13 protein-coding genes are annotated in these 15,300 nt (G+C 54.2%); 12 read left to right on the forward strand and 1 reads right to left on the reverse strand.

Translation table 11 applies throughout. The annotated features are described in order from the left end of the window. Positions 1-2 precede the first annotated feature (2 nt). From ilvC to LX24_RS12105, 11 genes are all read left to right on the forward strand, one after another. Positions 3-998, forward strand: coding sequence for a ketol-acid reductoisomerase (gene ilvC, locus LX24_RS12055; protein WP_166512405.1), 996 nt, complete (start codon positions 3-5; stop codon positions 996-998). A gap of 198 nt (positions 999-1,196) precedes the next feature. Further along, complete coding sequence (gene ilvB, locus LX24_RS12060; RefSeq protein ID WP_166512406.1) at positions 1,197-2,864, forward strand: biosynthetic-type acetolactate synthase large subunit; 1,668 nt, start codon at positions 1,197-1,199, stop codon at positions 2,862-2,864. Positions 2,865-2,881: 17 nt separating this feature from the next. Then, positions 2,882-4,417: a 2-isopropylmalate synthase gene (locus LX24_RS12065; RefSeq protein ID WP_166512407.1), complete on the forward strand. Its 1,536-nt coding sequence runs from the start codon at positions 2,882-2,884 to the stop codon at positions 4,415-4,417. Between the two features lie 12 nt (positions 4,418-4,429). Further along, on the forward strand, positions 4,430-5,692 hold the full coding sequence (gene leuC, locus LX24_RS12070; protein WP_166512430.1) for a 3-isopropylmalate dehydratase large subunit: 1,263 nt from the start codon (positions 4,430-4,432) through the stop codon (positions 5,690-5,692). Between the two features lies 1 nt (position 5,693). Then, positions 5,694-6,197: a 3-isopropylmalate dehydratase small subunit gene (gene leuD / locus LX24_RS12075; protein ID WP_166512408.1), complete on the forward strand. Its 504-nt coding sequence runs from the start codon at positions 5,694-5,696 to the stop codon at positions 6,195-6,197. 68 nt (positions 6,198-6,265) lie between these two features. Beyond that, positions 6,266-7,345, forward strand: coding sequence for a 3-isopropylmalate dehydrogenase (gene leuB / locus LX24_RS12080; protein ID WP_166512409.1), 1,080 nt, complete (start codon positions 6,266-6,268; stop codon positions 7,343-7,345). A gap of 131 nt (positions 7,346-7,476) precedes the next feature. Then, the gene (gene cimA, locus LX24_RS12085; protein ID WP_243131730.1) at positions 7,477-9,099 is read left to right on the forward strand and encodes a citramalate synthase; all 1,623 of its coding nucleotides are present in this window, start codon (positions 7,477-7,479) and stop codon (positions 9,097-9,099) included. A 42-nt stretch (positions 9,100-9,141) separates the two neighbouring features. Next, positions 9,142-9,957, forward strand: a complete 816-nt coding sequence (larE, locus tag LX24_RS12090) for an ATP-dependent sacrificial sulfur transferase LarE (protein WP_166512411.1) — start codon at positions 9,142-9,144, stop codon at positions 9,955-9,957. Between the two features lie 72 nt (positions 9,958-10,029). Next, complete coding sequence (gene larC2, locus LX24_RS12095; protein ID WP_166512412.1) at positions 10,030-10,497, forward strand: nickel pincer cofactor biosynthesis protein LarC2; 468 nt, start codon at positions 10,030-10,032, stop codon at positions 10,495-10,497. 122 nt (positions 10,498-10,619) lie between these two features. Further along, entirely contained in the window at positions 10,620-11,456 is an 837-nt protein-coding gene (gene cdaA / locus LX24_RS12100; RefSeq protein WP_166512413.1) for a diadenylate cyclase CdaA, read from the forward strand. A 7-nt stretch (positions 11,457-11,463) separates the two neighbouring features. Beyond that, positions 11,464-12,417, forward strand: a complete 954-nt coding sequence (locus tag LX24_RS12105) for a CdaR family protein (RefSeq protein ID WP_166512414.1) — start codon at positions 11,464-11,466, stop codon at positions 12,415-12,417. A 152-nt stretch (positions 12,418-12,569) separates the two neighbouring features. Here LX24_RS12105 and LX24_RS12110 read toward each other — a convergent pair whose 3' ends face one another. Continuing rightward, positions 12,570-13,304 (reverse strand): CpaE/TadZ family protein, encoded by a 735-nt coding sequence (locus LX24_RS12110; protein ID WP_166512415.1) that lies wholly within the window; start codon positions 13,302-13,304, stop codon positions 12,570-12,572. Between the two features lie 675 nt (positions 13,305-13,979). Between LX24_RS12110 and LX24_RS12115 the strand changes: the two genes are divergently transcribed. Further along, entirely contained in the window at positions 13,980-15,296 is a 1,317-nt protein-coding gene (locus LX24_RS12115) for a metallophosphoesterase family protein (RefSeq protein WP_166512416.1), read from the forward strand. The last annotated feature ends 4 nt before the right edge of the window (positions 15,297-15,300 follow it).

Here is a 15,300-nt window from a genome sequence, read left to right on the forward strand (position 1 = left end):
TTATGGTTAAGGTTTTTCACGATCATGACGCGGATTTGGCGGTACTCAAGGGTAAGAAGATTGCCATTATGGGTTACGGCAGCCAGGGGCATGCCCAGGCCCAAAACCTGAAGGACAGCGGATTGGATGTGGTGGTGGGTTTGCGCAAGGGCAGTGCCAGCTGGTCCAAAGTTGAAGCGGATGGTCTGGTGGTGACCACCGTGGCCGAGGCGGCCAGCCAGGCTGATGTGATTCAAATACTGCTGCCGGATGAAACCCAGGGCCGGGTTTACACCGAGGAAATTGCCCCTTACCTCACCGAAGGAAAGGCACTCATGTTCAGCCACGGTTTTAATATTCACTTTGGACAAATTCAGCCGCCCGAAAACGTGGATGTAATCATGGTGGCGCCCAAGAGCCCCGGTCACATGGTACGCCGGATGTACGTGGATGGCCTGGGTGTGCCGGGACTGGTGGCGGTGCACCAGGATTACACCGGCCGGGCCCGGGATATCGCCATGGCCTACGCCAAGGGTATCGGCTGCACCCGGGCGGGGGTGTTCGAAACAACCTTTGCCGAAGAAACCGAAACCGATTTGTTTGGCGAACAGTGCGTGCTGTGCGGCGGGGTCAGTGAACTGATCAAAGCCGGCTTTGAAACCCTGGTGGAAGCGGGCTACGCCCCTGAGATGGCTTACTTCGAGTGCCTGCACGAAATGAAATTGATCGTGGACCTGATTAACGAGGGCGGCCTCAGCTGGATGCGCCACTCCATCAGCAATACCGCCGAGTATGGCGACTACATGGTGGGTCCCCGGATCATTAATGAGGATACCCGGGAAGAAATGCGGGCTGTGCTGGCCGAAATTCAAAACGGCACCTTTGCCAAGGAATGGATGCTGGAGAACCAGGTAAATCGCCCCGTATTCAATGCCATTCGCAAGCAGGAAAAGGAACATCTCATTGAAGAGGTGGGGGCTGAAATAAGGGAAATGATGCCCTGGTTGAAAAAGAAATAAATTGACAAAGAAATTATATCATGACTTTTTGTGCCCCCAAAAGGCACGCATATAAGTTTTGAAAATTGAAAAACCGAAACGGGCAGAAGGATGCCCAACAAGTAATATTTGATGTGGCTAAAGAGTTTTATGATCATAATGTACTACGATATAACGCGTTATGGTATTTTAGAGAATATGTTTTGAGGGGGACTCGCCATGGAAATAACGGCTGCCCAAGCCCTGGTGCAGTGCCTGGAAAAAGAACAAGTGGAAATAATTTTCGGCTACCCCGGTGGAGCAATTCTACCGGTGTACGATGCCCTCTATCATTCGTCCATCCGGCATGTGCTGGTGCGGCATGAGCAAGGGGCGGTGCACGCGGCGGACGGCTATGCCCGGGCCACCGGGCGGGTGGGGGTGGTAATGGCCACCTCAGGCCCCGGGGCCACCAACCTGGTCACCGGTATAGCCAACGCCTACATGGACTCGATACCCCTGGTTCTTATTAGCGGCCAGGTACCCACCAGCCAGGTGGGTACCGATGCCTTTCAAGAGGTAGATATTACCGGCATTACCATGCCCATAACCAAACATAATTACCTGGTCAAGGATGCCGCCCAGTTGCCCCGGATCATTAAAAATGCGTTTCACATTGCTTCCACCGGGCGCCCCGGTCCGGTGCTCATCGACCTGCCCAAGGACGTGGCCCAGACCACGATTAAATTTCAATATCCTGAAACGATCCAATTGCGCGGCTATAAACCTACTTTCCGTGGCCACCCCAATAAAATTGCCGAAGCCGCCCGGCTTATCGCCCGGTCCCAAAAGCCGGTGATTTACGCCGGGGGAGGAATACTGGCCAGCCGGTCCAGCGCGGAGTTGCTGGCCCTGGCCGAAACCATCAATGCACCGGTTACCAACACCTTCATGGGGCTGAGCAGCTTTCCCGGTGACCACCCGCTGTTTTTGGGCATGCTGGGGCTGCACGGTACCCGTTCCGCCAACCTGGCGGTAACCAACTGCGATTTGCTGATTGCCCTGGGAGCCCGGTTTGATGACCGGGTAACGGGCAAAATTGCCGAATTCGCGCCCAACGCCGGGGTTATTCACGTAGATATCGACCCGGCGGAAATAGGCAAGAATGTACCGGTGCACGTGCCCATTGTGGGTGATGTGAAGCAGGTGCTGCAGGAGCTGTTGTCACGCCTGGAAAAAAGAACGGACACCCGGTGGTTGGAGCAGATAAAGGCCTGGAAGAAGGAATACCCGCTGTACTACGATGCCGGTGGCGATAAGTTAAAGCCCCAATACGTGATCGAAAAACTGGATGAGATAACGGGCGGGAACGCCATAGTGGCCACCGATGTGGGACAGCACCAGATGTGGGTGGCCCAGTACTACCAGTTTAGAAGGACCGGCGGCTTAATATCGTCGGGGGGACTGGGGACCATGGGCTTCGGCCTGCCGGCCGCCATGGGGGCCCAGATAGGCCTGCCCGGTGAACAGGTAATCCTGGTGGTGGGTGACGGGGGCTTTCAGATGACCATGCAGGAACTGGCCACCATTGTGGAACAGGAACTGCCCGTGAAGATAATTATTTTGAACAATCACGTGCTGGGCATGGTACGCCAGCTGCAAAAGGTATACTGCCAGGGCAGGTATATGGCGGTGGACTTTAAATTCCACCCGGACTTTGAAACCCTGGCCCAGGCGTACGGAATCAAGGGTTATACTTTACGCACCAATGAAGAAGTGGATAGTTTGCTGCCCCGGGCCCTAGACGAGCCTGGAGCGGTTTTGATTAATTGTCTGGTTAGCGCCGAGGAAAACGTCAACCCCATGGTGCTGGCCGGTAAATCCATCAGTGAAGCTATTGATTGCTAATATGAAGGGGGATCCACATGAACAACCGGGTGTATATTTTTGACACCACCTTGCGGGACGGGGAACAATCCCCGGGGGTGAGTTTGAATGTCAGCGAAAAGCTGGAGATAGCCAAACAACTGGCCCGGCTGGGTGTGGACATTATTGAGGCAGGTTTCCCCATCACTTCCCCGGGCGATTTTGAGGCTGTAAAGGCCATCGCCCGGGAGGTGCGAGGCGTAACCGTGGCCGGGCTGGCCCGTACCAATTTTGCCGATATCGACCGGGCCTGGGAGGCCGTTAAGCAGGCCGACCAGCCGCGTATCCACACTTTTATCGCTACCTCGGATATTCACTTAAAGCACAAGCTGCGCATGACCAGGGAGCAGGTACTCCAGGCCGCCGTGGCGGGTGTCAAACGTGCCAAAAGCTACACCGCCGATGTGGAGTTTTCCGCCGAGGATGCTTCCCGCAGCGATCCCGACTTTTTGTGCCGGGTGTTCGAGGCGGTTATTGAGGCCGGGGCCACCACCATTAATATACCCGACACGGTGGGTTATACCACCCCGGATGAATATACCGAGTTTATTCGCAATATTATGACCCGCACCAAAGGTATTGAAAAGGCCATTGTCAGCGTGCATTGCCATGACGATTTGGGCATGGCCGTGGCCAATTCCCTGGCTGCGGTGCTGGCCGGGGCCCGGCAGGTGGAAGGGGCCATCAACGGCATCGGGGAAAGGGCGGGCAATGCCTCCATCGAGGAATTCGTGATGGCTCTGTATACCAGGCGGGACCGGTACGGCCTGGAAACGGGTATCAACACCGAGGAAATATATCGCACCAGCAAGCTGGTCAGCAAACTCACGGGCATGGATATTCAGCCCAACAAAGCCGTGGTGGGCAAGAACGCCTTTGCCCACGAATCAGGTATTCACCAGGATGGGGTGCTTAAAGAACGTACCACCTATGAGATCATGAATCCAGCCATGGTGGGCCTTTCCCACAGCAACCTGGTGCTGGGCAAGCACAGCGGGCGCCACGCCTTTCGCTCCCGTTTGGTGGAACTGGGCTTTGTTTTACATGAAGATGAGCTGAATAAAGCCTTTGGCCGCTTCAAGAGCCTGGCCGACCGCAAAAAGGAGATCACCGACCAGGATATTGAAGCCATTGTGGAAAATGAAATTCGCAAGGTACCTGCCACCTATGAACTGGCTTACCTGCACATCAGCAGCGGCACCACGGTGGTACCCACTGCCACAGTGGGCCTCACCAGGGGCGAGGAACTGCTGGAAGAGGCGGCCTGCGGCAACGGCCCGGTGGATGCCATCTGCAAGGCGGTGGATAAAATCACGGGTTACAGCTGCCGGCTGGCCAGTTGGGGTATTAATGCCATTACCGCCGGTAAAGACGCCCTGGGTGAAGTTACCTTGCGCATAGCTGAAAACAACCGGGATAAACTGTACATGGGCCGGGGCATCAGCACCGACGTGCTGGAAGCCAGTGCCAGGGCTTATGTTAACGCGGTAAATAAAATGATCTATGAAAAAAATAATCAACCTGATGAAAAATAGGGGTGACAAATGATGGCCATGACCATCACCGAAAAGATACTGGCCGCCCATGCCGGGGTGGACCGGGTGGAACCCGGGCAATTGATCAATGTTAAAGTTGACCTGGCCCTGGGTAACGATATCACCGCCCCCGTGGCCGTCCGCGAATTTGAAAGAATAGGCGTGGAGACCGTTTGGGACCGGGAGCGGGTGGTAATTGTGCCCGACCATTTCGTGCCCAACAAGGACATTAAATCAGCGGACCAGGTTAAGGCCCTGCGGGAATTTGCCCGCAAGCACGGGCTTACTCACTTTTATGAAGTGGGCCGCATGGGTGTTGAACACTGCCTGCTGCCCGAACAGGGCCTGGTGGGGCCCGGGGACCTGGTCATCGGTGCCGACAGCCACACCTGCACCTACGGCGGCCTGGGGGCATTTTCCACCGGGGTGGGCAGCACCGATTTGGCGGCGGCCATGGCCCTGGGGGAAACCTGGCTTAAGGTACCCGAAAGTATTAAATTTGTTTATCATGGCGAGCTGCCCCGCTGGGTGGGCGGTAAAGACCTGATACTTTATACCATTGGTCAAATCGGTGTCGACGGGGCACTGTACATGGCCATGGAATTTACCGGCCCGGCGGTGGAAAGCCTGGATATAGAGGGGCGGTTGACCATGGCCAACATGGCCGTGGAGGCCGGGGCCAAAAACGGCATCGTCCCTCCGGATGAGATAACCCGCCGGTACGTGGAAGGCCGGGCCAAACGACCCTATACCTTCTACCAGAGCGATCCGGATGCCCGCTACGCTAAAGTTGTTGAAATTGACGTGAGCAAGCTGGAGCCCCAGGTGGCCTTCCCCCACCTACCCGAGAACACGCGCCCGGTGAGTGAGGCCACAGGCGTAACCATAGACCAGGTGGTCATCGGTTCCTGCACCAACGGGCGGCTGTCGGATTTACAACTGGCCGCCCGGGTACTTAAAGGGCACCGGGTAAACGACAACTTGCGGCTGCTGGTGATTCCCGGCACCCAGGAAATATACATGCAGGCGCTGCGGGAGGGACTGGTGGAACAATTCATCGAGGCCGGTGCGGCGGTGAGCACCCCCACCTGCGGACCCTGCCTGGGCGGGCACATGGGCATTCTGGCCAGGGGCGAGCGGGCCCTGGCCACCACCAACCGTAATTTTGTGGGCCGGATGGGGCATCCCGAAAGTGAAGTATACCTGTGCAACCCGGCGGTGGCCGCCGCCTCGGCGGTGCTGGGCCGTATAGCCGCCCCCTGGGAGGTGGAATAATATGACGCTGCAAGGTAAGGCCTGGAAATTCGGCGCTGATGTGGATACCGACGCCATTATACCGGCCCGTTACTTGAATACTTCCGACCCGGCGGAGCTGGCCAAACACTGCATGGAGGATGCCGACCCCCAGTTTCCCGGTAAAGTGCGGCCCGGTGACATTATCGTGGCCGGCAAAAACTTCGGCTGCGGCAGTTCCCGGGAACACGCCCCCATCGCCATCAAGGCGGCCGGGGTAAGCTGTGTAATCGCCAAATCCTTTGCCCGGATATTCTACCGCAATGCCTTTAATATCGGGCTGCCCATTTTCGAAAGCGAAGAAGCGGCCCGGGCCATCCAGGAAGGTGACCAGGTGGCCGTGGACCCGGCCCGGGGCGAAATTAAAAACTTGACCAAAAACGAGACTTATAAAGCCACCCCCGTGCCCCAATTCATGCAGCAAATCATCGCCGCCGGGGGATTAATCGGCTACGTATCCCAGCGGCTGCGGGAGGCAAAGGTTTAGTAAAAAGTAATGGTGTTGTCCGGTGCGGCCTTTATACGCGCCGCGTAAAACAAGGAGTGAAAATTAATTTGTATACAATCACGTTATTGCCCGGCGATGGTATCGGCCCCGAGGTAATCGCCGGTGCCGTGCATGTGCTGCAAGCGGTGCAGGAGCAGCACACCGGGGTCCGGTTTGTGCTGCGGGAAGCCCCCTTTGGAGGCAGTGCCTGCGATCAAACGGGCACTCCGCTGCCTGAAGAAACACTACAGCTCTGCCTGTCCGGGGATGCCGTACTATTGGGAGCGGTGGGCGGTCCCAAATGGGATTCCCTGCCCGTGCACCTGCGCCCCGAGGTGGGGGCGCTGCTGCCCTTGCGCAAGCACCTGGAGGTATTTGCCAACCTGCGGCCATCGGTGATTTTCCCGGCCCTGGCCGATGCCAGTACCCTGAAGCGGGAAGTGGTGGAAGGCCTGGATGTTATGGTGGTGCGGGAACTCACCGGCGGTATCTATTTCGGCACCAAGCACCGGGAAACCCTGCCGGACGGCGGTGTCAAGGTGGTGGAAACCTTGGAGTACACCACCGCCGAGATCGTGCGGGTGGCCCGGGTGGCTTTTGACCTGGCCCGCCAGAGGCGCGGTAAACTCACGTCGGTGGATAAAGCCAATGTACTGGAAAGCTCCCGCCTGTGGCGGGAAGTGGTGTCGGAAATGGCCGGTGAATACCCCGACGTGGAACTAAACCACATGCTGGTGGACAACTGCGCCATGCAGCTGGTACGCTACCCCAAACAATTTGACGTGCTGCTCACCGAGAATATGTTTGGCGATATACTGAGCGACCAGGCCTCCCAGTTGACGGGTTCCATCGGTATGCTGCCCTCGGCCAGCCTGGGCGGCAAGGTGGGACTGTACGAACCCATTCACGGTTCCGCCCCCGACATAGCGGGGCAAGACGTGGCCAACCCCATCGCCACCATTCTTTCGGTGGCCATGATGCTGCGCTTTTCTTTCAACCTGCCCGAAGCAGCGAATTCGGTAGAGCGGGCCGTATCCCGCGTGCTGGAGGAAGGCTACCGCACCGCCGACATCATGCAGCCCGGAATGCGGCAGGTGGGCACCAAAGAGATGGCCGAGCTGATAGGGGTCAGGCTTAAAGTTTGTTAAAGTAACCATAATAGCCATATATAAAAATAAAAGGGTGTATATCCTTTAACTTCGGATGTCCCGGGGTGAAGAATTAACCATATCACCCCGGGGTAACCAGTATATATTCATTATTGAAGAAAGGAACGGAGATGGACTTGCCAAGAGTTGAGATATACGACACTACCTTGCGGGACGGAACTCAGGGGGAGGGTATTTCATTATCCGCCAAGGATAAAGTTAAAATAGCCCTCAGGCTTGATGAACTGGGTTTTCATTACATAGAGGGGGGCTGGCCGGGTTCCAATCCCAAAGACCTGCGTTTTTTTGAACTGATTAAGGAACACCAACTGAAAAATGCCCGCATCTGTGCTTTTGGCAGCACCAGAAAATCCGGCGTGGCCGCCGACCGGGATGAAAATTTGCAGCAAATTGTCCGTTCCAATGTACAGGTAGCCACCATATTCGGCAAAACATGGGATTTCCATGTACGGCATGCTTTGTTGACCACTCTGGAGGACAATCTGAATATGATTGAAGAATCAGTAGCTTATTTAAAACAGCAGGGCATGGAAGTTTTTTATGATGCCGAGCATTTTTTTGACGGTTTTGCGGCCAACCCGGAATATGCCCTGGCCACACTGCAGGCGGCCAAAAAGGGAGGTGCCTCCCGCATTATCCTTTGTGATACCAATGGTGGCCGGCTGCCCAATGAGATTTATGAGTCGGTGGTGGCGGTAAAGAAGGTTTTGGATGTGCCCCTGGGGATACACTGTCATAATGACGGGGAACTGGCCGTGGCCAATTCACTGGCGGCGGTGCAGGCCGGGGTAATCCAGGTGCAGGGCACCATTAACGGTTACGGTGAACGCTGCGGCAATGCCAATCTTTGCTCCATCATACCCAACCTGGCCTTTAAATGCCACAGGCCCAGCATTCCTGAACAAAGCCTGGCGGAGCTCACCGAATTGTCCCGGTTCGTCAGCGAGCTGGCCAATATGCACCATATGAACAACCAGCCCTATGTGGGGGGCAGCGCCTTTGCCCACAAAGCCGGGGTGCACGTCAACGCGCTGTTGAAAAACCCCCGCACCTATGAGCATATTGAGCCCGAAAAGGTGGGTAACCGGCGCCGGGTGCTGGTATCGGAACTGAGCGGTCTAAGCAACCTGATTTATAAATACCAGGAACTGGATTTGGGGCTGGGTGTTGACAAAGAGGCCAACCGCCAGCTGTTGGAGGAATTAAAAGAGCTGGAGAACCAGGGTTATCAATTCGAGGGTGCCGAAGGTTCCTTTGAACTGCGCCTGCGCAAGGCCTTTTATGGTTACCGGGAACCCTTTTCTCTGGAAAACCTGAAGGTGCTTATAGAGGTGCGCGACGGCACTGTTTATTCCGAAGCCATTATCAAAATTAATGTTAACGGCCAGGTGGTGCATACCGCCGCCGAGGGCAACGGGCCGGTAAATGCCCTGGACAACGCCTTACGCAAGGCGCTGGAAGGATTTTACCCGGAAATCTCGGGCATGCAGCTAAATGACTACAAGGTGCGGGTGCTGGATGAAAAGGACGGCACCGGGGCCGTGGTGCGGGTGCTGGTGGAAACCGGAGACGGTCACTGCTCCTGGGGCACGGTGGGGGTAAGCCCCAATATCATTGAAGCCAGCTGGGAGGCATTGGTGGACAGCATTGCCTATGGCCTGCTGCGTAAAGAAAACAAGGACGAAGTGGATAGCCAAAAAATAATTACCGGCGTATTTCGCGGTAAATGCTGATGATAAGCCCGGTAATTTTCCTTGGGTTGGGGGATATGTAACATGGCACAGCATAAATACCGGCAGTTAACGAAAAATATACAGACCTGTCATAGCATGCTGGTGGCCTTTTCCGGTGGAGTGGACAGCGCTCTGCTCCTCAAGGCGGCCAGGGACACCCTTGGCCGGGACAACGTGCTGGCGGTCACCTTTCATGCCCCTTTCCACGGAAAAGAAGAGCTATTGGAAGTACAGTCACTGGCCGCCCGGTTGGACTGCCGGTTACAAGTCATTAAGGACAGCGGGCTAATGGACGATGCGGATTTTTGCGCCAACCCGCCCAACCGCTGTTATATTTGTAAACGTACCATACTTACCCGGTTACTGGACCTGGCCCGGGAAAAAGGTTTAAGCACTGTCGCCGAAGGCTCCAACGCCGATGATGTTCGGGATTATCGTCCCGGTATGCAAGCAGTGCGGGAATTGCATGTTATAAGTCCTCTGCAAATGGCCGGGTTAACCAAGCGGGAAATCAGAAAAATCTCCAGGGATTTGGGACTGCCCACCTGGAACAAGCCATCCTCACCCTGCCTGTGCTCCCGTATACCATATGGCAGTCCCATTACATATATCAAATTGCGGCAGATAGAAGAAGGAGAAAAGTTTTTAAAGGAGGCCGGCTTCTCCGAAATCCGGCTGCGCCACCATGGTCCTTTGGCCAGGATTGAAATTCCCGCCGGGAAAATGGGGGACCTGATTAACGAACCAATGCTGTCTATGGTACAAAGCCACCTGCGGGGTCTGGGTTTCCAATATGTTACCCTGGACCTGCATGGCTTAAGAAGCGGCAGTCTAAACGAGGTACTGGATTTTAAATAACTCCGGCAATCATACTTCACCTGTTACAGGTTGTGGTGTGCATTGCCTTTTTTAACATCCGGGAGGGGTAATATGTTTTACACTGAAGATGTACTGGTTATGGAAACCGCCATTGATGATATGAACCCGGAGTTCTTTCCCCACCTGCTGGACCGGCTGCTGGAGGCCGGGGCGCTGGACGCTTATCTGCAGCCTGTCGTTATGAAAAAGGGGCGGCCCGGAACTATGCTGACGGTGCTGGCCAGGGAGAATATACAGGACATTTTGCTGCAGATAATCTTTTCCGAAACCTCCACCCTGGGGGTGCGCCTGCGCACCGAACGGCGGGCATGTTTATACCGGGATTTTATCACGGTACAGACCCGCTATGGCACGTTGCGGGTTAAGCTGGCCCTGGAGGGAGCGGGGGGACGGCCCTTAAGGTACGCTCCGGAGTATGAAGATTGCCGGGCCAGGGCCAGGGAGCACGGCGTGCCGGTGCAAAGTGTATACCGGGCGGCTTTGCTGGCGGCAGAGAATATGTTAAAGGATGAAAAATAAAAGCCAGGTCGTTTTACAGGTAAAGCTGATTTTTTGCAGTTAGTGATTATTGACGGTTTTTTCACAGGCCATGTGTTAAAATATAAAACAGGTAAAGCCGGTTGTTTTACGGAGGTACAAATATGGACTACCTCAGGGCACTTAAGGACAATCTTAATTTCAATCTGGATGTATTTAATATAGTCAGTGTTATCGATATTTTAATCGTGGCCTTTGTGCTGTACCGCTTGATGCTGCTGATCCGGGATACCCGGGCTGTGCAGTTGATTAAAGGTTTGGCGGTGCTGCTGGTGGCCACTGCGGTGAGCAGTTTGCTTAATTTGCATACAGTACACTGGTTGCTCAGGTATACCTTAACCGGCTTGGTGGTGGCGCTGCCCATTGTTTTCCAGCCGGAATTACGCCGGGCTTTGGAAAAACTGGGCGGAGGTGATTTCTTTTCCCGCCCGCTGACCCAGATGGCCGAGGGTGACCGTAGTGCCCTGATTAATGAGGTGGTCCGGGCTGTGCAGAATATGTCCGGCACCCGGACCGGAGCACTGATTATTTTAGAACGGGCCACCGGTCTGCAGGAATTGGCAGACACCGGCATCAAGGTGGACGGTATAGTATCCGCCGAGCTACTGATGAATATTTTTATCAACAAGTCACCGCTGCATGATGGTGCCGCCATTATCCGGGGGGATAGGCTGGTGGCCGCGGCTTGTGTTCTGCCGCTATCCGAAAGCAGGGAGTTAAGCAGGGAACTGGGTACCAGGCACCGGGCCGCCGTGGGGGTGACGGAACAGTCGGATGCCCTGGCGGTGGTGGTTTCAGAAGAAACGGGAATTGTGTCCATGGCTCTGGAAGGGACCCTTTACCGGCGTTTAAATGAGGCGGGTTTACACGAACTGCTGGTTAAGTTTTTGCAGCCCACCACCACCCGTAGTGCCCTGTCCTCAATCTGGCAGTGGAGGTGATACCTTGATGGCTTTTCGCTGGCGGGATAATTCCATAAAAATACTGGCCCTTTTTATGGCTCTGTTGCTGTGGGTGTATGTAACCAACGAGCAAAACCCGCTAATGAGCCGAAATTACCACATTCCACTGGCAGTACAGGGGAAACCCGAAGGTTATGTAATTAGCGGGCTGCCGGAAAAGGTGCATATAAGGGTGCAAGGACCCAGGACCATCGGTTCCGCTCTGGGGGCGGGTGATTTTACCGCCCAGGTCAATTTGATGGGGGTTGCCGAAGGGGAATGGGAACTGCCCGTACAGGTTACCACACCGCCGGGAGTTGAGCTGCTGCAGGTGACGCCCCGGACAGTAAAGGTCCTGACCGACCGGATAACCCAAAAAAACGTACCGGTGACACTTAATTTTAAGGGTAGGGTTGCCCAGGGCTTGCAAAGGGGAGACCCTGTATTGGAACCGCCGGTGGTAACTCTGCACGGACCAAGCAAACTACTGGCTGAAATCAACCGTGTGGGGGTGACGGTGGATGTATCCGGAGCGGAGGATACCCTGGTACGGGATGTGGCCCTGCAAACAGGTGTTAAGGGTGTAACCGTCAGCCCCGGCCGGGTATCGGTAACTGTGCCGGTGACGGCACTGCCCGCCAGGGAACTGCCGGTGCGGATCAATCTTACCGGTGCGCCGGGTGAAGGCTATGAGGTGGGCGAGATTCTGGTGCAGCCTGCTTTAGTGTGGGTGACCGGGCCCCGGCAGGTAATTGAAAACCTCGCAGAGGTGCAATCATTAAAGGTAGATATTTCTGGTGCCACCGAGGACGTGGCCAGGGAAGTGGTGCTGGTACTGCCCGACGGGGCTACATCAGTAAAGCCTGACCGGGTGCATATTACATTGCCCATTGTACCGCAGGAAACAGAACCGCCACAGCCACCGGAAGAGGAAGAAAATACTGAAGATGCAGGTGAGTAGCATATATGCGTCCCGGACTTCTTAGTTAATGAGCCCGGGATTTTTTGCGCACAGATAGTTCTAAAAAACACTAAGAGCATTGGGCCGGGACTCAATGCTCTTAGTGTTTGGACCGCCGGTTCGGACAGCTCCTTTCCAATGGCATACAATGTTTACGAAGGTAATCCCATGAATTTGTCAAATAGTTCCGATAGCCTTTTGTTAAATTCATCCGCGTCACAGAATTCCCGTTCCGGTTGTACCTCGGGTAGCACGCCCAAAACAGGTAGTTTAAAATCCTGGGCTACAGTTTCCGGCAGGTCCTCAACCGGGGAGGCTTCCCGGTTAAAAAGTAGCTTCAGTTTGTTTACCGGAAAATGCACATCTTCAAGATCCCAGATAAAATGCTTCAGCAGCTTTAAATTATATCTGAATGTGTCCACCACCAGTATGGGTAAATCCACGTCTTCCAAAACCATATAGCTGAAACTGGTGGGAATATTACTCATATCGAATACGATGACATCATAATCGCTGTCTATCAGGGAGTTATAAATGATTTTGATTTCATAATAAATGTTGCCGTAACCAGGCAGTTTTTTATTCGAACTGCTGGTCAAGACGTCCAGGCCTGAGGAATGCCTTTGTAGAAACTGTAACCACTGGTCCTGGGTATATTTTATATTGATGATGGATGTTTCCTTGCAGGCCAGGTAAATATCTTCGCACCAGTCACTGATATTGGGGTGCCGGTTAAGCTTAAGTCGTTTTGTAACATTACCGGTATGAATATCCAGGTCCACCAGTAGTGTTTTGAGACCCTTTTTTTGGCTGATTAAAGCCAATTCTACGGCTATTGTGGTGTTGCCGCTGTTTTTATTTACTCCATACACCGAGATGGTTTTCATAAGTCAACTCCTTTTCGTTAGTTTTGGTCTAGCCCGTTAGCCCTTAATAAGGGCTATATTTTATTATAACAATAGTATTAAGTGGGAAAAGATGTATATACTTTGTTAATTATTTAACATATTATAATATACTTAACATTTTGGATAAAGTTTTTTTTCGACTTTACGTATTATTGGGAGCGAAAAGCAATGAAAAAAAGTCCAATATGGAGATGTAGATATATCGTGGCTTCCGGCTGGTATCCTGGTTAAAAGAGGAACTTGCCAGGCATGAACAAAACCTGGCCCGGCAGGCGGGGGTGAGCGCGGTGGAACTGCTGGAAAAAATGCCGGCCAAATTGCCCCCGGGTTCCATGGGCTTAATACTACATCCCTTCTGTTCTCCAGGATGCAGAATGTAAATGAAGGGTGTATAATGAACAGGTCAAATAAACCGTTTATTAGTTGTTAAAAACGGCTTACCGGCAGTGTTTAATGGGGTACTTTGGTAATATAAATGTAGGCGGCAATGGCCAGCATGATAAATGCAATGGTAAAACGTACTCTATCGGACATAATCTATGCTCCTTTCTGCTAAACATTTTAACTGGTTTTCCCAAAAGTTTCAACCGGGATTGGTTGGGGGGAAAACAACAAAATGTTGGCATATCCTTGAGGTAATAACGGGGTGTTTTTGTGAACGCTGGTTTTTCCTTTATTCACGCGGCGGATTTACACCTGGACAGCCCTTTCCGGGGTTACGACCAAATAGATTTTGCAGACCCGGATACCCGGGAAAACGTGCTCCGGCAGCTACGGGACTGTACCTTTACAGCCCTTGATAACATAGTGCGGGCCTGCCTTTTATACCGGGTGGATTTTCTTGTACTGGCAGGGGATATCTATGACCTTACGGACCGCAGTCTAAGGGCACAGTTGCGTTTCCAGAGTGCCATGGAGCGGCTGGCCGAAGCGGGAATCCCCGTTTTTGTCGCCCACGGTAACCACGACCATGATGATGGGCGACGGGCTGCTCTGACCTGGCCCGGCAATGTCTATTTTTTCCCTGCGGGTGAGGTGGCGGCCTGGCCCGTGATACGGAGCGAGCGGGAAATAGCCCGGGTATACGGAATCAGTTATCCCCGGCGGGATGTTTGCGAAAATTATGCCGCTCTCTTTAAGCGCGAGCCGGATGCACCCTTTGCTGTGGCCGTGCTGCACTGCAACGTGGGGGGAGATACCGAACACGCCAATTATGCCCCCTGCCATCTACAAGAATTGGTGCAAGCGGGTTTTGATTACTGGGCGCTGGGACATGTGCACCGCCGTAATTTGCTATATAAGCAAAATCCCTGGATTGTTTATCCCGGCAACACCCAGGGGCGCCATCCCCGGGAAACCGGAGCCCGGGGCTGTTACCTGGTACGGGTACAGGATAGCGGCGCTACTGCGCTTGAGTTTTTGCCGGTGGATTGTGTGCGCTGGGAGCATGTGCAGGTGCCTATAGATGGCCTGGCCACGGAACAGGAACTGTTGGATAAAATAGATGAGCGGCTGGCCCTGTTGCGTCACCAGCATGGCGGGCGATCAGTGGTGGCCCGGCTGGAACTAAACGGGCGCGGTGCATTGCACCGGTCATTAAAGCATGCCGGGGTACTGGAAGGTATACTGGAAGAAATGCGCGGCCGGTTTGCCGGGCCCGGGGGCAGCTTTGTGTGGCCGGAATCTATCCGGTGCAGCACTAAACTGCTGGTGGACAAGGAACAACTGCGGGATAGCGAAACACTGCTGGGAGATTTGCTGGTCATCAGCCGGCAGGCCCGGGAATCTTCCGGTACCGGCGGGACGGGTAATAATGTGCGGGAACTGCTTCGACAGGCTCTGGCACCGCTGCACCACCGGATGGCCCGGTACATACCGCTGCCGGGTGACGAGGAGTTTGATGCGCTGCTGGAGGCAGCGGAAGATTTGGCGCTGGATTTGCTCTGGGAGCACGAGGAAGGGAATGATTGATTAA

It is taken from the genome of Desulfallas thermosapovorans DSM 6562, from assembly GCF_008124625.1.
In the GTDB taxonomy this organism is placed as follows: domain Bacteria; phylum Bacillota; class Desulfotomaculia; order Desulfotomaculales; family Desulfallaceae; genus Sporotomaculum; species Sporotomaculum thermosapovorans.

What these genes read in the sequence shown, in the direction of transcription:
- LX24_RS12105 (WP_166512414.1), top strand. Translation starts at nt 11,464, where the DNA reads ATGGCTTTTCGCTGGCGGGATAATTCCATAAAAATACTGGCCCTTTTT.
- larC2 (WP_166512412.1), top strand. Translation starts at nt 10,030, where the DNA reads ATGTTTTACACTGAAGATGTACTGGTTATGGAAACCGCCATTGATGAT.
- ilvB (WP_166512406.1), top strand. Translation starts at nt 1,197, where the DNA reads ATGGAAATAACGGCTGCCCAAGCCCTGGTGCAGTGCCTGGAAAAAGAA.
- cdaA (WP_166512413.1), top strand. Translation starts at nt 10,620, where the DNA reads ATGGACTACCTCAGGGCACTTAAGGACAATCTTAATTTCAATCTGGAT.
- LX24_RS12110 (WP_166512415.1), bottom strand. Translation starts at nt 13,304, where the DNA reads ATGAAAACCATCTCGGTGTATGGAGTAAATAAAAACAGCGGCAACACC.
- LX24_RS12065 (WP_166512407.1), top strand. Translation starts at nt 2,882, where the DNA reads ATGAACAACCGGGTGTATATTTTTGACACCACCTTGCGGGACGGGGAA.
- cimA (WP_243131730.1), top strand. Translation starts at nt 7,477, where the DNA reads ATGGACTTGCCAAGAGTTGAGATATACGACACTACCTTGCGGGACGGA.
- ilvC (WP_166512405.1), top strand. Translation starts at nt 3, where the DNA reads ATGGTTAAGGTTTTTCACGATCATGACGCGGATTTGGCGGTACTCAAG.
- leuD (WP_166512408.1), top strand. Translation starts at nt 5,694, where the DNA reads ATGACGCTGCAAGGTAAGGCCTGGAAATTCGGCGCTGATGTGGATACC.
- larE (WP_166512411.1), top strand. Translation starts at nt 9,142, where the DNA reads ATGGCACAGCATAAATACCGGCAGTTAACGAAAAATATACAGACCTGT.
- leuC (WP_166512430.1), top strand. Translation starts at nt 4,430, where the DNA reads ATGGCCATGACCATCACCGAAAAGATACTGGCCGCCCATGCCGGGGTG.